Genomic DNA, 22,596 nt, shown 5'->3' with positions numbered 1-22,596 from the left:
CGGGCGCGTGCGTTGCTGAACTAGCGTTCGATTAACCATTCCAGGAGTCAGACGATGAAAGCAGTCGTGTTTCACAGCGTAGGCAACATATCGCTCGACAACGTGGCCGACCCGACGATCCAGCACGATCACGACGCGGTGGTCCGGCTGACTTCGAGCGCGATCTGCGGCACGGACCTGCACATGGTGCGCGGCACGCTCTCGGGCATGGTGCCGGGCACGATCCTCGGACACGAAGGCGTCGGCGTGATCGAAGAGATCGGCAAGGGCGTGCGCAATCTCAAGCGCGGGGATCGCGTGCTGATTCCATCGACTATTTCGTGCGGATGCTGCGGGTATTGCCGGCAGGGTTACACCGCGCAATGCGACCTCGCGAATCCGAACGGCCCGTCCGCCGGCACCGCGTTCTTCGGCGGACCGAAAAGCACGGGGCCGATCAACGGCCTGCAAGCCGAATACGCGCGCACGCCGCTCGCCAACGCGAGCCTCATTCGGCTGCCCGATAACGTCGATGACGAGCGCGCCATTCTCATCTCCGACATCTTTCCGACCGGCTATTTCGGCGCGCAACTCGCGGAAGTGCGTCCGGGCGATACGGTCGCCGTTTTCGGCGCGGGGCCGGTCGGCCAGTTTGCGATTGCGAGCGCCTGGATGCTCGGCGCAGGGCGCGTGATCGCCGTGGACCGCTTACAGGACCGTCTCGACATGGCGCGCGCGCAGGGCGCGGAAACCGTGAACTTCGATGAGGAAGACCCGGTGCAGGCGATTCTCGAGCTGACGAACGGTATCGGCGTGGATCGCGCCATCGATGCGGTCGGCGTCGATGCCGTGCATCCCGAAGGCGGACCGGCGGCGTCGCAAGACAAGACGAAGCAAGCGGAGCAGGAAAGCCAGACGGTCACGCCCGAGCGCAATCAGGACGGCAACAACTGGACGCCGGGCAATGCGCCGACGCAGGCGCTCGACTGGGCCGTCGCCGCGCTCGCGAAGGCGGGGACGCTCGGCGTGATCGGTGTGTATCCGCCGAACGATCGCTTCTTCCCGCTCGGTATCGCGATGAACAAGAATCTCACGATCAAGATGGGCAACTGCAATCATCGCGCGATCACGCCGCCGCTCATCGAGCGCGTGAGCAACGGTTCGTTCGATCCGCTTCGCGTCTTGACGACACGCGAGCCGATGATGAATGTCATCGACGCGTATAAGGCGTTCGATCTGCGTCAGCCGGGATGGATCAAGGTGAAACTGGACCCTGCCGCTTAGAAGCCCCGTGTCCTCCGACTGCAACTCGTCGTGTCGAAGACGTCAGACGCCGCAAAGATTAGCGAGAGATGCGAAGGACTTCTCCACGTCAGGTTCCCCTTTGCTGCTCGGTCCCGCCGATACCGGGCTGCCCGTGTCGAATAGCCCACGGGCTCGAAACGCACGGGCAATCCGATGTGGCACGCACATCATGCGGCCGGCCAACTCGGCAACGTGGGCGCGAACGTCGCGATGATCGACACGCTGTCGCCTCGACTTCGCAGAATTAGCTCGCCCCGCTTGATCGAAAGCAAACGGCCGCGATCGCCATGATCGCGGCCGTTTGTTCAAGTACGCCAATCACGCGTCAGACCGCCTTGCCCGCGCCCAGATCCGCGCCCGTCACCGGATCGGCGGTGGGGTCGGACGCGGTGCGCGTGGCCATCGTGGTCAGCGCGTCCTTCTCCATCTCGCTCACGTTCACGCTCGCCGTGCCGTCGCCGCCGTCGACTGCCGGCTCTGGGTCCGCGACGAACTTCCAGTCGCCGCCTTCGTTCCACGGGCCGCGAGCGTCGTCGCCCTTCGACATGTTGTAGTACACGCTCGTGAACTCCGGCACGCCGGGCAGCTTGCCTTGCGGGAAGTTCGGCTGAATCGAGTGCAGCGCCTTTTCAAAGGACTTCTGATGCGCGATTTCACGCGTCATCAAAAAGCCGAGCGCGTCTTTGATGCCGGGATCGTCGGTAACGTTGATGAGCCGCTCGTAGACGATCTTCGCCCGCGCTTCGGCTGCGATATTCGAGCGCAGATCGGCCGTCGGCTCGCCGATGGTGTCGATATACGCCGCCGTCCACGGCACACCGGCCGAGTTGGTCAGCGGCGTGCCCGCGCCATACAGGATCGCGGTGGTGTGCGAATCGTTGCCGTTGCCCGTCATCGACCGATACAGCTCCGCTTCCTGCTCCACGGCTTCGGCCAGCGCGCCCTTCGCGCCCTTGTTCAGCATCGCGACGATGCTGCCGATGATCTCCAGATGGCTCATCTCTTCGGTCGCGATATCGAACAGCAAGTCCTTGCGGCCCGCATCGTCTTCGGTGACGGCTTGCGTGAAGTAACGCATGGCGGCGGCAAGCTCGCCTTGCGGTCCGCCGAATTGCTCCAGCAGGAGATTGGCGAGGCCCGGATTGGGCGCGGCAACGCGCACCGTGTATTGCAGACGTTTGTTGTGTATGAACATGGCAGGCTCCTTCGATGAAAGTGCGAAAGTTCGAAACAATCGATGCGGGGAAGCGCCATCGAGCGTCCATGGTTTGAGCCGAATGGGCGCATGAGTTGATAGCAGTGGGTATTCCCAGCGCGCACATCGGCGTTTCATTTTTCCAATCGCATCGATAGGGGCGACACGCGGCGCGGCTTGCGAGGGCGTTCGCAGGCGCGCTCGTGTTTTCGGCGCGCGAGCAACGTTCAACGCCAGCGGCTGCGTTCTTGTATTGCTTACGTGATGCCGGCTAACGGCGCGGTACACGCGTTGCTGCACAAGCGTCATGGTCGGTGCTCCGCTGCTGACCTAACTGACGCGCGATCCGATCATTCACTCCGCTGGAGGCAAACAATGAAGGCGCTGATTTGGCAAGGCAAGAAGGACATCCGGTACGAGACGGTTCCAGACCCGGTCATCGAGCAGCCGCGCGATGCCATCATCAAGGTGTCGACGTGCGCGATCTGCGGTTCGGACCTGCATCTCTTCGACGGCTTCATGCCTGGCATGGAATCCGGCGACATCATGGGCCACGAGTTCATGGGCGAAGTGATGGAAGTCGGCGCGGAAAACAAGGCGCTCAAGGTGGGCGACCGCATCGTCGTGCCGTTCACCATCGTCTGCGGCGAGTGCGATCAGTGCAAACGCGGCAATTTCTCCGTCTGTGAACGCAGCAACCGCAACAAGGATGTCGCGGACAAAGTCTTCGGCCACACGACCGCGGGTCTTTTCGGTTACACGCACCTGACGGGGGGCTATCCCGGCGGACAGGCCGAATACGTGCGCGTGCCGTTCGCGGACAAGACGCACGTCAAGATTCCGGATGGCCTCACGGACGAGCAAGTGCTCTTTCTCGGCGACATCTTCCCGACCGGCTGGCAGGCGGCCGTGCAATGCGATATCGAGCCGACGGACACGGTCGCGATCTGGGGCGCGGGCCCGGTCGGCCAGATGGCGATTCGCAGCGCCGTGCTGCTCGGCGCGAAGCAGGTGATCGCGATCGACTGCGTGCCCGAGCGCCTCGCGATGGCGCGCGCGGGCGGCGCGACCGTCATCAATTTCAAGGAAGAGAGCGTGCTGGAGCGTCTGCGCGATCTCACGCAGGGCAAGGGTCCGGAAAAGTGCATCGACGCGGTGGGCATGGAATCGCACGCGACGCGTTCGGTCGATGCCATGTACGACCGCGCGAAGCAGGCCGTGATGCTTGAGACGGACCGTCCACACGTGCTGCGCGAGATGATCTATGTGTGCCGCCCGGCGGGCACGTTGTCGGTGCCGGGCGTGTATGGCGGGCTGATCGACAAGATTCCGTTCGGCGCCGCGATGAACAAGGGACTGACCTGGCGCATGGGTCAGACGCACGTGAACCGCTGGACGGACGACCTGCTCAAGCGCATCCAGGACGGACAGATCGATCCGTCGTTCGTCATCACGCATACGGTGTCGCTGGCCGACGGACCGGCCATGTACAAAACGTTCCGCGACAAGGAAGACGGCTGCATCAAGGTCGTGCTCAAGCCGTGAGCGCGTGATGCGATGCGCAGGCGCGCGCCGGGTCGTATTCAGCGTGCGCTGGCGCACATTCACGCCGGACGCATGCTGGCGAGCCGGATGGCCGCCGATATATAGTCGGCGGCCCAGCAAAAGACAGCATCGGAGGCGAGGTGACACACGCTGACCAAGCCCGGCGCGGCCGGCCCGCCCGTCGCATCGACAGTCCGGGCAACCGCACCCGCGTCGCATGACGCGTCTTTCGGCGCCGATGCGCGCGTTCGCCGTCGCGATGGTGGCCATGTGTGCGCATATCGGCGATGCCGCCGCGCAGGCGTATCGCGATGTCGCGCCGATTGCGCCGCCCGCCGCCGCCCGCCCGCGCGCCCCGCAACCGCCGCAGCAGCCGGGCGACGAATCGCAAGCCGTCGCCATCGACAACCTGCGTGGCATCGCGTTCGCACGCGCAGGCGAGGCTGCATCGAGTGATCATCAGTCCGCCGCGCACGATGCGATCACGTCCACGGGCCTGCCGCTCCTCGACCCGGCTTTTCTCGACACCTTCGCCGCCGATCTCGGCAAGCCGCTCACCTTCGCGCGCCTCGCGCAGATCCGCCGCGCGGTCGTGCAGCGGTATCGCGGCGCGGGCCAGCCGCTCGTCGATGTCTACGTGCCCGAGCAGGACGTGAGCAACGGCGTCGTGACGATCGCGGTCGCGGAGTTCCGCGCGGGCCGCGTGATCGCGAAGGGCAACCGCTATTTCTCCGATGCGCTGCTCACGCGCGAGATGCCGCTTGCGAGCGGCGAACCGATCCACGAAGCCGATGTCGCAGCGGGGCTCGCGCTGCTCAACGCGAATCCGTATCGCCGCGTCGACGTCATCTATGCGCCCGGCGAGGCGCAAAACACGACCGATGTGCTGCTGCAAACGGACGACCGCCTGCCGCTGCGCGTGTATGGCGGCTACAACAACGACGGCGTGCGCGACCTGGGGCGCGACCGCTTTCTGGCGGGGTTTGATTACGGCAACCTGTTCGGCATCGACGCGCGCATCGGCTATCAGGCGACGGCGAGCAACGATCTCTTCTCCGGCAATCCCGATATCGAAGGACGGCCGGACCGTGCGCGCTTTATCGCGCATGCGTTCAACTTCTTCGCGCCGCTGCCGTGGATGGATCGCATCGAACTGTTCGGGGTGTTCGCGCAAAGCACGCCGCGCCTGCCCGACAGTTATGGACAGTCCGGCATCAGTTCGCAGTTCAGCTTTCGATACGACCGCCTGCTTCCGCCGCTCGACCACGCGGGCGCGTGGCAGCAGCAGCTCCAGTTCGGCTACGACTTCAAGCGGTCGAACAACGACCTCGAATTCGGCGGCTTTCAGGTGTTCAACGCGAACACGCATATTCACCAGTTCGTGATTGCCTATGACCTCACGAACGCCGATCCGTCCGGCGGCACGCATCTGAACGCGTCGCTCGTGGCGAGCCCCGGCCGTCTCGACAGCAGCAACAACGAAGCCGCTTTCGATGCCGCCCGGCTCGGCGCGACGCCGCGTTATCAGTATTTCCAAGTGTCGGGGCAGCACGAGTCGCCGCTGGGCGCGTCGGGATTTTCGGTGTCCGCGCGGGGGCTCTTCCAGTGGACCGGCAACACGCTCTTGCCGAGCGAGGAACTCGGACTAGGCGGCGATGCGACCGTGCGCGGCTACGAGCCGTATGCGGCGCAAGGCGATCGCGGTTGGAACGTGCAGACCGAGATGCGCGCGCCCGCGCTGACACTCGGCGTCGCGGCCATGCAGCCCTTCGTCTTCTTCGATGCCGGGCACGTCTGGAACCGCATTCCCGAAGCGGGCGAGGTCAACAACGCATCGCTCGCGAGCATCGGCGCGGGGATTCGCTTCCAGATGGGGCGCTTCGTCAGCGTGCGGGGAACGTTCGGATTCCCGCTGAAAGCCGTCGCGCCGAACGGATCGAAGGCGCCGCTGGGCGAGGTGTTCGTCGTGATCGGGAGTTGAAGGGCGGACGGCCGCCCGCCCTTCGTGCTTCTCGCAAAAACGCGTCAGGGCGTTAGGGCCGCGCCTGCTCCCAGCTCAGCACCGGATGCGTCGCGTTGGCGGGCATCGCCCATGCGCCGCCCGTGCCGAAGTTCCACGACGCGAAGCTCCCGGGCACGCGCATTTGCGTGCTCGAAAGCCCGTTCGCGTTGCCGGGCGCGGTGCCGTTATCGGCGCCTGCGGCGTTCGTGCGCGTCGTCGTGTCACGGTTCCAGTAGACGTTGTGAATCACGCCCTCGTTCGTCGCCGCGATGCCGCCGTACACCGCGAACGGAGGCCCGCCGCCGCCGACTTGCCCCGCCGCGAACGATTCGTTGATGACGCCCGTGGTGCCGTTGTCGTAGACGAGGCCGCCGTCGCCGGTCTGGCCGCCGGTGCTGCCGGTCGCGTAGGACTGCGAGATGGTGCCGGTGTTGAACGCCACCAATCCGCCGACCGATCCGTGCGAGCCGCCGCTCACGTTGCCGGTCGCATACGACTGCGCGATGGTCCCCGCATTCACGCCCACGAGGCCGCCCGACGCGCCCTGGAAACCGACCGTCGCGCTGCTCGACGAACGCCAGATCCGGCCGTTGTTCGCGCCGACGAGACCGCCGTTGCCCCCGCCGCCGAAGCCGCCATAGGACAGATCGCCCGAGGTCGACGCATACGCGATCAAGCCGTTGTTCTGCGCCGCGAGCAGGCCGTAGGTCGAGGGCGCGCCGCCGCCGACGCTCGCGTTCGTCAGGGCGATGTCGCGCACCACGCCGCTCGCGCCGATCACGCCGAACATGCCGACATAGCCCGATGCCGAGGAATCGCCGACCGCAAGACGGTCGATGGTGTGGCCGAAGCCGTCGAACTGGCCGGTGAAGGGCGTGGCAGGCGTCGCGCCGATCGGCGTGAAGGAATTGGGATACGCGGTCGCGCTTGCGTCGATGTCCTTGCCGAGCGCGTAGTTGCCCGCGAGATTCTGCGAGACCCGGCCGAGATCGGCGAGCGTGTTGACGAGCTTGTACGCGGTGATCTGCGTGACGAGCCCGCTGTACGGCGCGGCTGTCCGGCCGGCGTGCGTGAGCAGCGTGCCGGGCGCGTAGCTGCCGTTCATGTCGTAGAGCGCGCTGACGATGCCCGTACTGCCCGACCAGTCGATCTTGCCGCGATTCGTCACGCTGCCGCCGTTGTCGGCGCCGTTCGCATCGGCGCGCAGCGTGAGGTTGCCGCCGCCCGTGTTCGCGATCGTCGATGCCTGCGCCACCGTCACGCCCTGCGCCGCGCCGAGCGTCAATGCCGCGTTGCCGTTCCATCGCACGTTGCCGTTCAGCGTCAGGTCGCCGCCGGACTGCGCGTTCACGGAGGTGCCGTTGCCGAGGCTGCGCGAAATCGCGTCAGCGGTGGCGCTGTCGATGGTGAACGCTGGCGAGAAAAGCGTCCACTCGCCCGCGACAACGTTTGCGCCCGCGACGTTAAGCGTGGTCGCGCGGGTTTCGACCGTGCCGCCGCTGCCGTTCGCGCTCGCCGCGACAATCGCGCCCGCCGCATGGACTTCGCCGTGATCGGCGACGAGCCACACGTGACCGTCGCGCGTCGCGGTGCCGGTCGCGCGGATCGCCGCGTTGTTGCCGGCGAGCGCATACACGTTGCCGTCGGCGGCTTGCAGGCTGACTTGCGCCGCGCGGATCGCGCCGGCGTTCGTCACGATGCCCTGGCTGCCCGACTGCACGAAAACCTGCTGGCCGCTCGATGCATCATGCAGCAGCACTTGCGCGCCCGCCGCCAGTTCGGCGCTGCCCTTCGGGGCGTCGATGGAGCCGGCATTGACCACGGCCGTGCGTGAGACGAGGAACACGTCGCCGCCGCTCGATCCGATCTTGCCGAGATTGACCACGACGCCGCGGCCATCGCCGGACAGGGTCAGGTCGCCGCCTTTCATGAAGGCCGCATCGCTTACGTTCAGCGACGACGCCACGAAGCGCCCGCCCGTCGCGACCACGCCGCCGGGGCCGACGAGCACGCCCTGCGGATTGATCAGGTACACGCTGCCCGTGGCCGTCAGCTTGCCGAGAATCGTCGAGGGATCGCCGCCCGTCACGCGATTGAGCGTCGCGCCGCTGCCGTTGTTGAACGTCACCTGACGACCGCTGCCAATCGAAAAGCTCTTCCAGTCGATGACGCCGCGCGTCGACGTCTGGTCGATCACGAGCGACCGGCCGCCGCCGGTGATGGAACCGCTGCCCGTGGCGAACTGCCCGCCGCTCGGAAGCGGCGGCGCGGCGTGCGCGCAGGAAAGACCGGCGATGAGCGGCACGATGGCCGAGAGCGGCCGAAGCCGCAAGGCGCGACTGAAGGAACCGATACTGCGCTGCATACACCCTCCGGACGGTGTCGATTTGTTTTGTCGTCATTGGGCCGCTGACGGTGTAGCCGGGCCATCATCGACTAGCAAGAGGGCGCGGACATCGACGTGCGAGCAGGCGGCACGAATGTAGCAATGCGCCCAAACGCCGGAGTGTGGGCTACCGCACATTGCCTCGTCAGAAAAAAGACCGCACGGCCGAAGGCTTGCTGCAAGGCGCGCGCCATGCGTTGTCAAGGAAAATAAGTGTCGTGCCCAAGGATGTTTGTAGGACAAATGCAACCGCCGCGAGGGCAGCGAAGGCTAGCGCGACGGCCGCCGCCGATCCGTGAGCTGGACGACGCACGCGTGGAAGATGCGCTGCACGAGCTCGCTTTCGTAGTCGAGGTCGTCGCCTTCGATGATCCGCTCGATTGCGGCGCGTCCCGCTTCGGTATCCAGCAGCGGACAGAAGCGCGAAGCGAGCGACTGCGCCATGACGGAGAGCCTCGCGGTTTCGATCCAGTCGGCGGCGCGGTTGTGGTTGTCCAGCCAGCGATGCGCCGCGCGCACCTGAAACGACGGTTCGGGCCACGCGCCTTCGAGATAGAACGCGCCGAGAAAGCCGCATGTCAGCCAGCAGAGAAGATGCACCCGGTCGTCGGGTCCGAGCGGATAGCGGACTTGACTCATGATGGCACCACATGAAACGGCGACGCGCGACGGCTTGAAGATAGCACGCCGCGGCGTCGGCGCGAGCCTCAGTCCTCTTCGAACAAATCCCGATATTGGCGCGGCTGCGAACGCAGATACTGCTTCGGCGCGCGCACGTGCGCGCCCAGTTCCGCTGCTGCGTGCCACGGCCAGCGCGGGTCGTAGAGCGCGGTGCGGGCGAGCGCGATCATGTCCGCGTCGCCCGTCCCGACGATGCCTTCCGCCTGCTCGATGCCCGTGATCAGCCCCACCGCGACGACCGGCATTTTCACCGCGCCCTTGACTGCGCGCGCGAGCGGCACCTGATAGCTCGGCCCGACGGGAATCTGCTGCGCGGGATGCAAGCCGCCGCTCGACACGTGGATCGCATCGCAGCCGCGCGCCTCCAGCGCCCGCGCGAAGGCAATGGTCTGCTCGATATCCCATCCGCCATCGATCCAGTCCGTGCCGGACACGCGCACCGTCACCGGGCGATCTTCCGGGAACGCGGCGCGCACGGCATCGAAGATTTCAAGCGGAAAACGCATGCGATTTTCGAGCGAGCCGCCGTATTCGTCGTCGCGCTTGTTCGAAAGCGGCGACAAGAACTGATGCAGCAGATAACCATGCGCCGCGTGAATCTGGATCAGGTCGATGCCGAGCCGCGCGGCGCGCTTCGCGGACGCGACGAACGCGTCGCGGATGCGTTCGAGTCCCGCGCGGTCCAGCGCCACCGGCGGGGTTTCGCTTTCATCGGCCGGCACGGACGACGGCGCTTCGGTCTGCCAGCCGTGCGCGTGGTCGGGCGGAATCTGCGCGCCGCCTTCCCACGGCACTTCCGTCGATGCCTTGCGGCCCGCGTGGCTCAGCTGAATGGCGATCGGCATGGCGGACCAGCGGCGAATGCCCTTGAGCGTGCGCTCGATGGCGGCTTCGGTCTCGTCATTCCATAAGCCGACATCGGCCCAGGTGATGCGGCCTTCCGGCAGCACGGCGGTCGCCTCGATGGTGAGCAGCGCCGCGCCCGACAGGGCAAGCTGCCCGAGATGGATCAGATGCCATTCGTTCATGCAGCCGTCTTCGGCCGAGTACTGGCACATCGGTGCGATGACGATGCGGTTCTCCAGCTCCAGATTGCGGAGGCGAGCGGGGGTAAAAAGTGCGGCTTGTGCCATGCGATTCTCCTCATTGTTTCAGCGTCGTCGAAAGCCGACGCCGTCGCCCGTTGCGCAGCAATGCGTATTCCGGCGGCGAGAGGAGGTCGCGTCGGACGGTTGGCGTTGTGGCCGAACTCAGGCACGCGAGGGAGCGTTTGCGCGGCATGCCGGGGCGGGATCGCAAGAATCACCGCATGCGGCGCGTATAGCGTCGATGTCGTCCCGACGCTCGGTGTAAGGTTAGTTAGGTATGCGTATGGAATCGTCGTAAGCGACCCTTCATCGACAGTTGCGCCGCTCGTAGAGCCACCATGCGCCGGAGTGCGTCACCAATGCGACATCGCACTCGTCGTTGGTGAAAAAGTCCGCCCGCAACGGCTCGGCCTTGTGGACGAAGAAGTACCGATATGCGCGGCCGCCGTCCGTCTTCCATTGGAACGTGTCAGGCTCTTGAACGACGTGCTCAGTGTCGGGGGGAACGTGCTCGGGTCTAAAGCGCACGATCTGAGGGAGGAAGATCGCGAAGTTCGGATTCACGAATCCGCGCTCTTCCGCCTGATACCACAACGCCTGATGCATGTACGCAGCCGGACTCCCGTAGGCGGCGCTCTCAGGATCGAAGACGAGGTTGAGCGCGCGCTGGCCCGGTTCGGTCTGCGACAGCAATTGTTCCAGCCCGGCGTTCTCCGCCGCGAAACGATGCAGACGGATGGACTGGTCGGTGAAGAAGACGAGGCAGCCCGCGATCATCGCCAGTTGAAGGCCCACGTCACGCACGCGCGTGAGGGCGGAGGCAGACATGGCCCGCCGCGCATCCCAATGGGCTGGCTCTGCGGCGACGAACATCAGCGCATACGCGGGCAGCAGGAACACGCCGAACCGTTGATACAAGAACGCCGTCCCCGCCGCCGTGCTGGGCACGAGCATCCAGATGAACACGACGACGATCATCGGCACGATGGCGGCGCGGTCGCGATTGATCCTGTCGCGCCAGAGCCACGGCGCGGCGGCCATCAGCGCGACGACCGGCAGATAGCGCGCGCCGTCCTTCGACAGGCTCCACACGAAGACGGGCAGCGAGATGAGACGCTTCGACACCCTGTCGGTCCAGCCCCATTCGAAGGCGGTCACGTTCTGGATGCCATGGTTGAGAACCGGATCGCTCGCATGGCTCCACATCGCATGGGCGATGCATAGCAGGCCGAGCGGCACGAACGGCGCGAGCGCGCACAGCATCGACCCGACACGCCGCTGTTTCACGAGCACGAAGCAGACACCGGTCGCACAGGCGAACAGAAAGACGAGGCCGTGGCAGAAGAAAAGCGCCGTTCCCGCCACGGACACGACGACGCCCTTGCTCAACGAAGGAGCCGCCGCATAGCGATGAACGAGCCGCAAAAACAGCATGCCCACGGGCGCCGCGACAAGAAACGTGTAGAAGCCCCAGCCGAAGGCGAAGCCGAAGAAACCCGGCACAAACAGGATGTCGAGCCTCGGATCGCCGTTCAGATCCTTCCGGAATGCGATGCACGACGCCACGAATCCGAAGTAGGCGAGCGTGAGAATGAGCTTGATCGCCGCTGAAACGGCCATCACGTACGTGAGCGGCAGCGCAAGACCGTAGCCGATCAGATAGGGCGTGAACAGATTGATCCGCAGCTGGTCCGTCCACGGCGACGCATGCTCAAGAAGATCGTGCAGGAGCATGACTTGCCCGGCATGTTGCGGCAGATCGGCAAGCGGCGGCCGAGGCGCGATCCAGAAGAGCACGGCCCCATAAAGCACTGCCACGATGAAAAGCGCGCGCGGCAAACGGTCGATGAACGAGCCGCTGCGCGAGAGCGACGGCCCGGCGGACGATGCGGCGGCATCTGCACCTTCGATCGGCATGTTCATAGCGTTCGCTCGATGATGAAGCGTGGACGACGCTTTGTCTCGGCATACGTCTTGGCGATATAGCCGCCGATCACGCCGAGGAAAAGCAGCTGGATGCCGCCGAGAAAGTACATGGGCACGACCGTGGACGCCCAGCCGGGCACGGCGAGATCGGTGAAAAGGCGCGCATACACAGCCCACGCGCCGAAGCACAGCGAACCGGCGGCGAGCAGCGCGCCGATGCGCGTGCTCCATTGCAAGGGCACTGCCGAGAAGGACGTGATGCCGTCGAAGGCGAACGCGAGCATCTTGCCGAGCGGATATTTGCTCACACCTGCGAATCGCGCGGCGCGCTCGTATTCGACGACGGCCGTGCGAAAGCCGAGCAGCGGAATGATGCCCCGAAGAAACAGATTGACTTCCTGAAACTCTTTGAGCGCCTCGAGCGTCTTGCGGCTCATCAACCGGAAGTCCGCGTGACCGGGCAGGACGTCCACGCCCAACCCTTTCAGCACCTTGTAGTAGTTTTGCGCGGTGAAGCGTTTGAAGAACGTGTCGCACGCGCGCTTGTGCCGCACGCCGAAGACGATCTCTGCGCCATTGCGGTGCTCGGCGAGCATGCGCGGAATGGCTTCGATGTCGTCTTGAAGGTCGGCGTCCAGGCTCACGAGCACGTCGCCTTGCGCAAGCAGCAAGCCCGCGAGCAACGCGTTCTGATGCCCGCGATTGCGCGAGAGCTTGATGCCGCGGCATCGCGCATTGGCGAGGTGCAGACTCTCGATGATGGACCATGTACGATCGCGCGAGCCGTCGTCGACGAACGTGATCCTGCTTTCGTCCGTGACCACGCCTTCGCCGATCAGTCGATTCAGCAGCGCGAGCAGACGCGTGCTCGTTTCCGTCAAAACTTCCTCTTCGTTGTAGCACGGCACGATGATATTCAACATCGTCATGGGCGAGCCCCCTGATTGACAAGGTGCCTCGATCCGCGTCTTGGCAAGATCGAAACTTTGAGGCAAGTTGCTTATTCCCTTCGAAGTACAAAGCGATGAATCGACGATTCGTCAGTTGCCGAGGACAGCACACGGGGGTGCGAGGACGCAGTACATACTACGCGCAGAGCAAAAAAAATTTCAACCATTTCGAACGCCTAAATCCTGTGTCGAGCGGACGTTTGACATGGCGTGTGCGATGTGCGTGCATTCAGCGATGCAGCGCGAGCGAGCACGCACCTTCACGTCGAAGCGGGTCATCTTCCGTCGGATAATTCGAGCGTCTGATGACCGCAACAACAATACGTTGGCGATGTTCTAAGATGACATGACGGCGCGCGACGAGCCGCTCGTCTGAGCCGCGTGCATGTGCAATCAGGCTGCAAACGCCGAGGAGATGACTCACGTATGGACAAAGCCGAGTTCGATCAATTCGCCGACGAGTATCTTTCGCTGCACGCGAAGAACATTGCCGCGTCGGGTGAAGGTCCGGCGTTCTTCGCCGAGTACAAGATCCGCGATATCGCGCAGGAAATGGCACGCCGGCATGTGGCGCCCCGGCGCATGCTGGACTTCGGGTCGGGCGTGGGCGCGTCGATTCCGTGGGCTCGCCACTATCTTCCCGATGCAAGCCTCACGTGCGCCGACGTGTCCGAGCGGTCGCTCGAAGTCGCGCAAAGCCGCTTCGCTAATCTGGCGCGCTTCGTTCACTTCGATGGCCGCACGCTGCCCTTCGAGCCTGGCGAGTTCGACCTGGCGTACGCAATGTGTGTGTTCCACCACATAGACCATGCGGAACATGTCGACTTGCTGCGCGAGTTGCGGCGCGTCGTGGGGCGCAGTGGCACGCTCGTGATCTTCGAACACAACCCGTATAACCCGCTGACCGTGAAGGCGGTGAATACATGCGAGTTCGATGTCAACGCCAAACTCATCCCCGCGCCCGACATGAAGCGGCGCTGCCGCGAGGCCGGATTCGCCGATGTCGAAGTGCGCTACCGCATCTTCTTTCCTCACGCGCTCGCTGCACTGCGCCCGTTCGAGAAGGCCATGACACGCATTCCGCTCGGCGCTCAGTACGCCGTGTATGCGAAAGGCGCGTGACAGAGCGCGTTTTGCGCCGCATTATCACCCTTCATGCTCAATTGCTCATGTCCGCATCGGTGGCCGACGTCCGTCTCCAGTTCCTCAAATACTTGCTGGTCGGTGGCCTCAACACGGTGCTGTCGACCGCCATCATCTTCGGCGTGCAAGCGGCGGGCAGCAGTCCCGTCGTCGCGAACATGATCGGATATGCGATCGGCATCCTCGTCAGCTTCGCGCTCAACAGCAAGTTCACGTTCAAGACGGCAGCCACGCGCGAGTCGGCTTTGCGCTTTCTCGTCGTTGTGCTCGTGTCTTACCTGTGCAATCTCGGGACCGTTCTCTTCACGCTGCGCCTCACGCACGCGCCTTACCTCGCGCAAGTGAGCGGCATCCCGGTGTATCTGGTCGTGGGCTTCATCGGCAACAAGTATTGGGCGCTGCGCGGCGAGCCATCACGTTCCGATCAACAGCCGTTGTGACTATCGAGAAGAACTGTCGGTGCGACGAACGACTGCGCGACAAGTGGCGATTGTCGAAGACATCGTGTCGTGTCGTGTCGCAAGCGCCGACCATCATCCCGCGCTATCTGAAGAAATACGTGTACACGCCCTTCTGTGACGCGAGATAGACATCCGCCGCCATCATGAAGTAGAGCACTGTCGTCATCCATAGCGTGATGCCGTCCTTGACACGAATCTCTTGCATCAGAAACGGCAGCAGCAGCGAGATGTAGTAGAACACGCGGTCCTTGCCGAACGGAAAGAAGACGAACGCGCACACGAGGTAGGCGAGCAGGCCGAGATGCATCAGCGCGAGATGACGCAAGGGCGTGCGCAGGCGCACGGCGCGCAGGGTCGGAAGCGCCGCGAGCACCAGCACCGATGCAAGCCCGTACGACATGAGCAGCACGAGCAGGTTGACCGAGAACTCCGCCGTGTAGTTCGCGTAGTCGTCCAGACGACGGCCGCCGAAGGTATCGAACAGCGTCTGCGCGCTCGCGGCCAGCACCGAGCCGAACACGACGACGACGGGAATGGCGATCCGGTTGTCCTTGCCGCTTCTCGATGCGACGGTAATCAGCATGGCGGGAATGACGAATGTCGTGTGGATGGTGCTTGCGATCCACATGCCGAGCACCGGCCGGCGCAGTCCGATGGCGAGCAGCATCGCCACGCCGAAGCCGAAGCCTTGCCGCAACTGAAACAGGCCGATGGTGAAAAGGGCAGCCGGGACCACCGTCCAGATCACGAGCCCGAGCAGCGGACGGCGCAGCCGCGCGAGCGCACAGAAGACCAGCACGTTGGACAGCGCGACGGTGAGCCGGATGCCCGACTCCGGCGTGAAGCCCAGCGAATTCACGAGGATGATCCAGAGCCGCCAGCCGATTTCGTCCGTGATGAGGTGCGGGACGACGCTGAGCCCGAAACCTGTGTGGGCGAAGTAGGCCTTGAGCCACTCCCAGTCGGTGTATCTGAAATATGCAAGGTACGCGTCTTGATCCGCGATGCTATAGATCGACCGTTCGGACGTCGAAAGAAACCAGATGATGTAAAACGCGAGCAGCAGAAAGGCCCATCCGGCAGGCGTCGCGAAATAGGGACGGGCTTCGTGCCGCACCTGATTGACATCCAACAGGCCGGAGTTTCTATACACGGCTGGATTCTTCATGCGTCTCTTGCATCGTTATCCGTTATCAGGAACCCGCTCCGGATGATCGCGTCAAAATAAAGAAGCAGGGAAAACATAATCAGTTTTTATTCCGCGCGAATTCCCCGCGCAATATATTTAGAAAAAGTGATTAAATCCGTGCGGTGACGCACATATAAATTCCGCGAGTTAGACTAAGCGCGACGTTTAATCAATGCACTAAATGCCAAAGCGGCGGTCGGCTTATGCGCAACCGCCGGCTTCGGCGTAAAACGATTCGGCGGGAAACTGAAAGTCAGTAGAGGCATCACGACATCTTGTCCGCTAACTTGGCGGCCTTGCTTCAGTGCAACAAAAACGCTGATCAAGTGACCGTGTAGAAGCCCGTCGGGCGCCTGCGAACGGGCGTATCGGCAGTATCAGCGCAGGCGATCAGGCGCTGCCGTCCGGCGTTCGGCGCGCGAAGCGTGACGGAGCATCCATACCGGAAGCATCATCCAGGACGGCGTCTTGAATCTCACCACGGCGGAGTAGATCCACAGATACACGCTCGCGAAGGCCAGCGCCGCGATGCCGAGCACATACGGCGAGTTCCAGAAGAACGTCGCGGGAACGATCGGGATGAGGCTCAGCACCCACAGATAAACCGAAGTGACCGAGTTGCGGCGCGTGCACTGTTGCCGGTCGCTGAACGCGATGCCCTTGCGCGCGATGCGCTTGTAGATGAGCGTATGCAGATGCAGCGCGTCGGGCGCATCGACGGCGCGGCCGCGCACGTAGCGGCGGCGGTAGATCGAGAAGATCGTCTCGAACGCCGGATACATGGCGACGATCGCGTAGAAGGCGCTGACGTTGGGGTGACGCGCGATCAGCAGCACGACGAGTTCCGCCATCATGAAGCCAATGAAGTAAGCGCCGCCATCACCCATGAAAACGAGCGCCGACGGGTAGTTCCAGACGACGAAGCCGCCGATGGCGCCGATCATCGCGAACGCGACGCTCGCGACCAGCCAGTCGTTGACGGAGACGGCCACGTAGCCGATGGACGCGAAGATGAGAATGCCGACGACCGACGCGAGGCCGTTCAGGCCGTCCACGATGTTCATCGCGTTCGTGACGCCCGCCACGGCGATCATCGTGAACACGATGCCGACAGGCGCGATGCCCAGCACGAGATCGACTGCGGGCACGTCGACGCGCTCCACCACGGCGTGCAGGACGAAGCAGCAAGCAAGCGCCGCCACGAGCGCGCACACGAGACGCACGCGCGGGCTCACGCGCTTCGTCAGATCTTCGGCAAGGCCGCCGATGAAGGCAGGCGTGGCGCAGCTCAATAACAGGAACGCTTCATACGTCGGCGAGGTATGGGACACGGTGGACGTCGCGAACGTGATGGCGGTGCCGCAGAAGATGGCGAGGCCGCCGACCCTGGGCACGGCGTTGTAATGGTTCCGCTGAACTGCGCGCAGGTCGAAGTCGAGCGAGAAGCGTGCGCAGGTTCCCGCATACTTGACAACCAGCCAGGTCATCAAAAACGCGCTTGCGAAGCCAACTGTCAAGTTAACCATTTGCTTCTCCGGGTGCGCAGCAAGGCGGCATGGTGCACTGCGAAAGATTACTCGGTGTCCTTCTTATCCGAACAGGGGGTCGATGCTGCGGTACGCACGAATAACCGATAAACAAATAGTCGTTCAGAAATTGGCGAATTGCATCAAAGTGGAGTCATGCATCCGAGACGTATCGTAAACAACATCGCATAGGCATTCCAGAGTTTTTTTCGGGAATTCATACAGGAAATCCCTACTGAACACGCTCTTGTATGTTCAGATGAACCAACTAAATAGATAAACCGTGTTGCCGTTCACAACTGCTGCGGTATACGATACGGAACCGAGCAAGCAATAGCGCGTTATGCGGTAAATGAAATATCCGCAATATGACCGGGTCGTGTCCGCAGGCAAACCGGATTAATCAGATAATTAGGTCGCCTAGCAGACTCGTCATAACAAAGCGCAAGGGGCTGTGGTCCACGTGCGCGAACCGGAAATCATCGCGACTTTCTGTCCACAAAGAAGCGTCAGCTCTGAGGGAAAGACATGGCCGAGTACATCGACCAACGTAATGCCGAGGCGAACGGGAGCCCTCTACGTTTCGATTTCGCGAGCGTCATCGACAGCATCTATTCGCACCGCTGGCTGATCATCGCCGCTTTCGCCGTGATTTTCGGCACGGGCTTCCTTTATGCAGTCATCGCTCCGCCGGTCTATCAGGCAAAAATCGTCGTCCAGCTGGAAGACGCCGGCGAGGGCAGCGCGCGCCCGTCGTCCAACGAATATGTCGGCGACGTGTCGTCTATCGTCGGCGCACGGTCGAACGCGGACGGCGAGATCCAGATTCTCAGCTCGAAGCTTGTGGTCGGCGAAGCTGTCGATTCGCTGAACCTCGCGGTGAGCGCGGAGCCTGTTTACTTCCCGATCATCGGTAAGGTGGTCGCTCGCTATGCGCAGGGTCTGTCGACGCCCGGCATCTTCGGCCTCGGCGGGTTCGCGTGGGGCAACGAGTCCATCTATGTGCGCTCCTTCGACGTGCCCAAGGCCGACATCGGCCATGCGTACCGCGTCAAGGCGCTCGCCGGCGGCATGTACGAACTCTCCGGCCCCGGTCTGGAAACGCCCGTGACGGGCAAGGTCGGCGAACTCGCGGCGTTCGACACGGGCAAGGGCGTCATCAAGCTGCGCGTCGCGTCCATGAACGCGCAGCCGGGCATCGAATTCAACGTGCGGCGCTCGTCGCGTCCGGCCGCCATCGACGCGCTCAGGCGCGCGCTGCAGGTGGACGAGCAGGGCAACAAGTCCGATGTGATCGCCGCGACGCTCTCGGGCGCGGACCCGGTCGCGGTCGCCGCGACGATCAACGCCATCGGGCAGTCGTACGAACGGCAGAACGCGGAGCGCAAGGCGGTGCGCGCTCAGTCATCCATCGACTTCCTGAACTCGCAGCTTCCCGCGTTGAAGCAGCAGGTCGATCAGGCCGAGCAACGCTACAACGAATTCCGCAACCGGCACGCATCGGTCGATATCAGCGAACAGGCGCGCGTGCTTCTGCAGCAGTCGTCGGCGGCGGAGACGTCTTACTATCAGTTGATGCAGCGCCGCCAGGAAATCGCGCAGCGTTTCGCGCCGGGGCATCCCGATCTCGTGCAGCTCGACAAGCAGATTGCAGCGACGAGCCGTTACCGCGACTCGCTCACCGAGCGCGTGCGGGCGCTCCCGACCGATGAGCAGAGCACGGTTCGCCTGATGCGCGAGGTGCGCGTGGCGACCGATGTCTATTCGACCATGCGCTCGAACATGGAGCAGTTGCAGCTCGTGCGCGCTGGCAAGATCAGTTCGGTGCGGATCGTGGATACCGCCGACGTTCCCGAGATGCCGAGCAAGCCGAACCGGATGCTGATCGTCGGGGTATCGGCGGTCGCCGCGATTTTCGCGGGACTGGGTCTCGCGTTCGGCTGGGACTTCGTGAAGAAGGGCGTCGTCGACCCGGGCGAGCTCAGCGGCACCGGCTTGCAGCTGTACGCCGCCATACCGATGAGCGACGACGAAGGGCGTCTCGCCAAGAACCGCCATGCCACGGTGCCCGAGCGCCTGCTCGCCGTGAAATGTCCGCAGGATCCGGCTGTCGAAAGCCTGCGCGTGCTGCGCACCGCGGTTCAGGTCGCGATGATCGGCGCGCGCAATAACGTGGTCATGCTGAGCGGTCCAATGCCACGCAGCGGCAAGTCGTTCACATCGACGAACTTCGCGGCGGTGCTCGCGGCGGGAGGCAAGCGCGTGCTGCTCGTCGACGCGGACCTTCGGCGCGGCCATATCCATCGCATTCTCGGTGTGCCGTGGGGGCCCGGCCTGACCGAAGTGATGCAGGGCAGCTTGCCTATTCGCGATGCCATTCGCCGCGAAGTCACGCCGAATCTGGATTTCCTGGGCGTCGGACGGTATCCGGACAACGCATCCGAGCTTCTGCTGCGCGGCAATTTCCAGCGCGCGCTCGAAGAAGTGGTCGATGACTACGACATCGTCGTCGTGGATGCCGCCGCCGTGCTGGCGGTATCGGATGTCGGCATCATTGCGCCGGCGGCCGCGACCATCCTTCTGCTTGCACGCTACGGTGTGACGCGCGCGACGGAAGTGACAACGGCCATTCAGCGGCTGAATCAGGCGGGCTGCAAGGTGAACGGTCTCGTGCTCAACGCGGTGCCGGACGGCGCGGGCGGCTATGCCTATTCGCGGCGATACGGCGGCGGCGCCTACAAGGCGTACTACCAGGAAATGAATACATGACGGGCGCCCGTGAACCCCTGGGGCTTCGACTGCCTGCGACGCGTCCATGAAGATCGTGCTGCTGGTGAGTTCGATGGGAACGGGCGGCGCGGAGCGCGTCGCGGCGACACTGCTGAATGCGTGGGCTGCGCGCGGCGACGACGTGACGCTCGTGCCGACGTTTCTCGGCGCGCGCGACGTGTTCTATCGGCTGGACGAGCGCGTGCGTGTCGTTCATCTGGCGGATCGGGTCGCGCCCGCTGCGCGCGGGCCGGCGCGTTACCTTGCCCGCGTGATGGCCCTGCGCCGGCTGATTCGCGAGTCGCGGCCCGACGTGCTCGTCTCGTTTCTGCCGAACGTCAGCGTGATGACGTTGCTCGCTTCGCGCGGCTCGCGCGTGCCGGTCATCGCGTGCGAGCACAACAATCCGTCGGTGGATGGACGTTCGCGGCTATGGACCTTGCTGTGCCGCGTGTTCTACCCGAGTGCGCGCGTCATCACGGTGCTGACCGAGGGCGTCGTCGAGCCGTTTCGCAAGATGGTGCCGCGTGCGAAAAACATCGTCGTCATGCCGAACCCTTTGCCGGATGAAGTTTTCGAGCGGGCGCTCGCGCGACAGCCGTCTGCCGGGCGCAAGAAGATCGTATCGGTGGGGCGCCTCACCGCTCAGAAACAGTTCGATGTACTGATCGATGCATTCGCCGCCGTGGCCAGCGAGCGCGACGATGTCGCTCTCTGCATCTTCGGCGAAGGCGCAGACCGCGCAAGCCTGCAAGCGCAGATCGAGCGGCTCGGCATGAACGGGCGCATCGCGCTCCCCGGAACGACCGAGGCGCTGTGGGACGAACTCGCGACGGCGCGCGCGTTCGCCATGTCGTCGCGCTTCGAAGGCCTGCCGATGGCGCTGATGGAAAGCCTCGCGCTAGGCGTGCCGTGCGTCGCGTCCGACTGTCCGAGCGGACCGCGAGAGCTGACCTGCGATGGGCGCTACGGCCTGCTCGTGCCCGTCGGCGATCGCGAAGCGCTGACGCACGCGTTGCGCCGCGTGATCGACGACGACCGCCTGTGCCGTGAGATGGGGCAGCAGGCATCGGAATCGATGCGCGAGCGGTACGGATTGCAAGCCATTCTGCCGATGTGGGACCGCCTCTTTGCGCGCGTGGGCGCAACGTCGACGCACGACTCGGCGAGAAGCACGGCGAGCCCGCCGTTGAGCGCGAACAGAAACGCGGGTGCTGGCGCAAGCGACTGAGCGGCGCGCGACGCATCACGGATCACCGAAAATGCGGCGCCTGCGCGCGCCGCACTATAAATCAACGAGAAAGTGCGATGAAGATCGTCCTGTTCATCTATTGCATGCATTGCGGCGGCGCCGAACGGACCACGGCCAACCTCGCCAATGAATGGGCCGCGCGGGGCGCCGATGTCAGCGTGGTGTCGCTGGAATCCACGCGCGTCGACTTCTATCCGTTGCATCCGGCTGTGCGGCGCATCGCGCTGAATCTCGCGAGCGAGCCGCAAGGCGCGCTTGCCGCGCTCACGGCCAACGTCGTGCGCGTGCGTGCGCTGCGCAAGGTATTGCGCGAACTGAAGCCGGACGTGGTGGTCGGCATCATGACGGTCGCCTCAGTCGTGGCGATACTCGCGACACAAGGATTGCCCTGCAAGGTCATCGCGACCGAACACACGCATCCGCCGATGCTGCCGCTGACTCCGGTCTGGCAGCAGTTGCGGCGTTGGTCGTTTCGCATGGCCGATCTCGTCGTCGCGCTCACCGGCGACAGCAAGCACTGGCTCGAAGAGAACTGCGACTGCACCGCCGTGCGTGTCATCCCGCCACCTTTCACTCTGCCGATTCCGCGGCTAGAGCCGATCCTCATGCCCGATGCAGTGATCGCACCGGAACGCCGCATGTTGCTCGCGGTTGGCCGTCTGCACGATGCGAAGGGCTTCGACTATCTGATCGAGGCTTTCTCGCATATCGCGAGCGCAGTGCCGGACTGGGATCTCGTGATCGTCGGTGAAGGCGACGAACGGCCGCCGCTCGAACGGCAGATCGAGACGGTCGGGCTCAAGGACCGCGTGCTGTTGCCGGGGCGCGCCGGCAACGTCGCGGACTGGTACGAACGAGCCGACCTGTACGTGCTGAGTTCGCGCTTCGAGGGCTTTTCGATGACGCTCGTCGAAGCGATGGCGAGCGGCACGGCCGCTGTGAGCTACGACTGCGATTGCGGCCCGCGCGACATCATCCGTCACGGGGAAAATGGCTTGCTGGTGAGCGAAGTGGGCGACACGCGCAAGCTCGCGGAGTCGTTGAAGACGCTCATGGAGAGCGACGCCAGGCGGCAGCTTCTCGCATCGCGCGCGGCGGCCGTCAAGGACGCGTTTTCGCTCGAAACGGCGCTATCGCTATGGCGCGCGGCTTTCGCGGCGGCTGGCGTAAGCAGCAGGCAAGGCGTGAGCGCGTGAGCG

The 22,596-nt window shown here is 64.1% G+C and carries 16 protein-coding genes; 8 read left to right on the top strand and 8 right to left on the bottom strand.

Annotation, left to right across the window (positions count from 1 at the left end; all coding sequences use genetic code 11):
- Positions 1-54 precede the first annotated feature (54 nt).
- Entirely contained in the window at positions 55-1,263 is a 1,209-nt protein-coding gene (locus GV035_RS00405; protein WP_159832587.1) for a zinc-dependent alcohol dehydrogenase, read from the top strand.
- 346 nt (positions 1,264-1,609) lie between these two features.
- On the opposite strand, the gene GV035_RS00400 is transcribed toward GV035_RS00405, so the two are convergent.
- Positions 1,610-2,479 (bottom strand): manganese catalase family protein, encoded by an 870-nt coding sequence (locus tag GV035_RS00400; protein ID WP_159832586.1) that lies wholly within the window; start codon positions 2,477-2,479, stop codon positions 1,610-1,612.
- Positions 2,480-2,854: 375 nt separating this feature from the next.
- Between GV035_RS00400 and GV035_RS00395 the strand changes: the two genes are divergently transcribed.
- Positions 2,855-4,024, top strand: a complete 1,170-nt coding sequence (locus tag GV035_RS00395) for a zinc-dependent alcohol dehydrogenase (protein ID WP_159832585.1) — start codon at positions 2,855-2,857, stop codon at positions 4,022-4,024.
- 217 nt (positions 4,025-4,241) lie between these two features.
- A complete protein-coding gene (locus tag GV035_RS00390; RefSeq protein WP_442859506.1) occupies positions 4,242-6,005 on the top strand; it encodes a ShlB/FhaC/HecB family hemolysin secretion/activation protein in 1,764 nt (587 codons plus the stop codon).
- Between the two features lie 52 nt (positions 6,006-6,057).
- Here GV035_RS00390 and GV035_RS00385 read toward each other — a convergent pair whose 3' ends face one another.
- The 5 genes from GV035_RS00385 to GV035_RS00365 all read right to left on the bottom strand — a co-directional run bounded on the left by GV035_RS00385 (position 6,058) and on the right by GV035_RS00365 (position 13,036).
- A complete protein-coding gene (locus GV035_RS00385; protein WP_159832584.1) occupies positions 6,058-8,391 on the bottom strand; it encodes a beta strand repeat-containing protein in 2,334 nt (777 codons plus the stop codon).
- 291 nt (positions 8,392-8,682) lie between these two features.
- Positions 8,683-9,051, bottom strand: a complete 369-nt coding sequence (locus tag GV035_RS00380) for a hypothetical protein (RefSeq protein WP_159832583.1) — start codon at positions 9,049-9,051, stop codon at positions 8,683-8,685.
- Between the two features lie 68 nt (positions 9,052-9,119).
- Positions 9,120-10,226 carry an NADH:flavin oxidoreductase/NADH oxidase gene (locus GV035_RS00375; protein ID WP_159832582.1) on the bottom strand — a complete coding sequence of 369 codons (1,107 nt, stop codon included), beginning with the start codon at positions 10,224-10,226 and terminating at the stop codon, positions 9,120-9,122.
- A 261-nt stretch (positions 10,227-10,487) separates the two neighbouring features.
- Entirely contained in the window at positions 10,488-12,104 is a 1,617-nt protein-coding gene (locus GV035_RS00370) for a hypothetical protein (RefSeq protein ID WP_159832581.1), read from the bottom strand.
- Positions 12,101-13,036, bottom strand: coding sequence for a glycosyltransferase family 2 protein (locus tag GV035_RS00365; protein WP_159832580.1), 936 nt, complete (start codon positions 13,034-13,036; stop codon positions 12,101-12,103). Before GV035_RS00365 ends, GV035_RS00370 begins: the two co-directional genes overlap by 4 nt.
- A gap of 447 nt (positions 13,037-13,483) precedes the next feature.
- Here GV035_RS00365 and GV035_RS00360 point away from each other — a divergent pair, with 447 nt between their 5' ends.
- Together GV035_RS00360 and GV035_RS00355 are read left to right on the top strand one after the other, a co-directional pair.
- Positions 13,484-14,179: a class I SAM-dependent methyltransferase gene (locus GV035_RS00360; RefSeq protein WP_159832579.1), complete on the top strand. Its 696-nt coding sequence runs from the start codon at positions 13,484-13,486 to the stop codon at positions 14,177-14,179.
- Between the two features lie 47 nt (positions 14,180-14,226).
- Complete coding sequence (locus GV035_RS00355; RefSeq protein WP_159832578.1) at positions 14,227-14,640, top strand: GtrA family protein; 414 nt, start codon at positions 14,227-14,229, stop codon at positions 14,638-14,640.
- A 103-nt stretch (positions 14,641-14,743) separates the two neighbouring features.
- Here the strand turns inward: GV035_RS00355 and GV035_RS00350 are convergent, their stop codons facing one another.
- Both GV035_RS00350 and GV035_RS00345 read right to left on the bottom strand, forming a co-directional pair.
- The gene (locus GV035_RS00350) at positions 14,744-15,829 is read right to left on the bottom strand and encodes an EpsG family protein (RefSeq protein WP_159832577.1); all 1,086 of its coding nucleotides are present in this window, start codon (positions 15,827-15,829) and stop codon (positions 14,744-14,746) included.
- A gap of 398 nt (positions 15,830-16,227) precedes the next feature.
- A complete protein-coding gene (locus GV035_RS00345; protein ID WP_159832576.1) occupies positions 16,228-17,376 on the bottom strand; it encodes an MraY family glycosyltransferase in 1,149 nt (382 codons plus the stop codon).
- A gap of 528 nt (positions 17,377-17,904) precedes the next feature.
- Here GV035_RS00345 and GV035_RS00340 point away from each other — a divergent pair.
- From GV035_RS00340 to GV035_RS00330, 3 genes are all read left to right on the top strand, one after another.
- Positions 17,905-20,145, top strand: coding sequence for a polysaccharide biosynthesis tyrosine autokinase (locus tag GV035_RS00340; protein WP_159832575.1), 2,241 nt, complete (start codon positions 17,905-17,907; stop codon positions 20,143-20,145).
- A 46-nt stretch (positions 20,146-20,191) separates the two neighbouring features.
- Positions 20,192-21,376 (top strand): glycosyltransferase family 4 protein, encoded by a 1,185-nt coding sequence (locus GV035_RS00335; protein ID WP_159832574.1) that lies wholly within the window; start codon positions 20,192-20,194, stop codon positions 21,374-21,376.
- 77 nt (positions 21,377-21,453) lie between these two features.
- Positions 21,454-22,593, top strand: coding sequence for a glycosyltransferase family 4 protein (locus GV035_RS00330; protein WP_159832573.1), 1,140 nt, complete (start codon positions 21,454-21,456; stop codon positions 22,591-22,593).
- Positions 22,594-22,596: the final 3 nt, after the last annotated feature.

Source organism: Burkholderia sp. 8Y, from assembly GCF_902506145.1.
In the GTDB taxonomy this organism is placed as follows: Bacteria; Pseudomonadota; Gammaproteobacteria; order Burkholderiales; family Burkholderiaceae; genus Caballeronia.
The sequence above is the reverse complement of the archived record's forward strand: the minus strand, read 5'-3'. Positions and strand labels throughout refer to the sequence as shown.

Bases quoted from the DNA above. Each gene is read 5' to 3' on its own strand.
- GV035_RS00405 (WP_159832587.1), top strand. From the start codon at position 55: ATGAAAGCAGTCGTGTTTCACAGCGTAGGCAACATATCGCTCGACAAC.
- GV035_RS00400 (WP_159832586.1), bottom strand. From the start codon at position 2,479: ATGTTCATACACAACAAACGTCTGCAATACACGGTGCGCGTTGCCGCG.
- GV035_RS00395 (WP_159832585.1), top strand. From the start codon at position 2,855: ATGAAGGCGCTGATTTGGCAAGGCAAGAAGGACATCCGGTACGAGACG.
- GV035_RS00390 (WP_442859506.1), top strand. From the start codon at position 4,242: ATGACGCGTCTTTCGGCGCCGATGCGCGCGTTCGCCGTCGCGATGGTG.
- GV035_RS00385 (WP_159832584.1), bottom strand. From the start codon at position 8,391: ATGCAGCGCAGTATCGGTTCCTTCAGTCGCGCCTTGCGGCTTCGGCCG.
- GV035_RS00380 (WP_159832583.1), bottom strand. From the start codon at position 9,051: ATGAGTCAAGTCCGCTATCCGCTCGGACCCGACGACCGGGTGCATCTT.
- GV035_RS00375 (WP_159832582.1), bottom strand. From the start codon at position 10,226: ATGGCACAAGCCGCACTTTTTACCCCCGCTCGCCTCCGCAATCTGGAG.
- GV035_RS00370 (WP_159832581.1), bottom strand. From the start codon at position 12,104: ATGAACATGCCGATCGAAGGTGCAGATGCCGCCGCATCGTCCGCCGGG.
- GV035_RS00365 (WP_159832580.1), bottom strand. From the start codon at position 13,036: ATGACGATGTTGAATATCATCGTGCCGTGCTACAACGAAGAGGAAGTT.
- GV035_RS00360 (WP_159832579.1), top strand. From the start codon at position 13,484: ATGGACAAAGCCGAGTTCGATCAATTCGCCGACGAGTATCTTTCGCTG.
- GV035_RS00355 (WP_159832578.1), top strand. From the start codon at position 14,227: ATGTCCGCATCGGTGGCCGACGTCCGTCTCCAGTTCCTCAAATACTTG.
- GV035_RS00350 (WP_159832577.1), bottom strand. From the start codon at position 15,829: ATGAAGAATCCAGCCGTGTATAGAAACTCCGGCCTGTTGGATGTCAAT.
- GV035_RS00345 (WP_159832576.1), bottom strand. From the start codon at position 17,376: ATGGTTAACTTGACAGTTGGCTTCGCAAGCGCGTTTTTGATGACCTGG.
- GV035_RS00340 (WP_159832575.1), top strand. From the start codon at position 17,905: ATGGCCGAGTACATCGACCAACGTAATGCCGAGGCGAACGGGAGCCCT.
- GV035_RS00335 (WP_159832574.1), top strand. From the start codon at position 20,192: ATGAAGATCGTGCTGCTGGTGAGTTCGATGGGAACGGGCGGCGCGGAG.
- GV035_RS00330 (WP_159832573.1), top strand. From the start codon at position 21,454: ATGAAGATCGTCCTGTTCATCTATTGCATGCATTGCGGCGGCGCCGAA.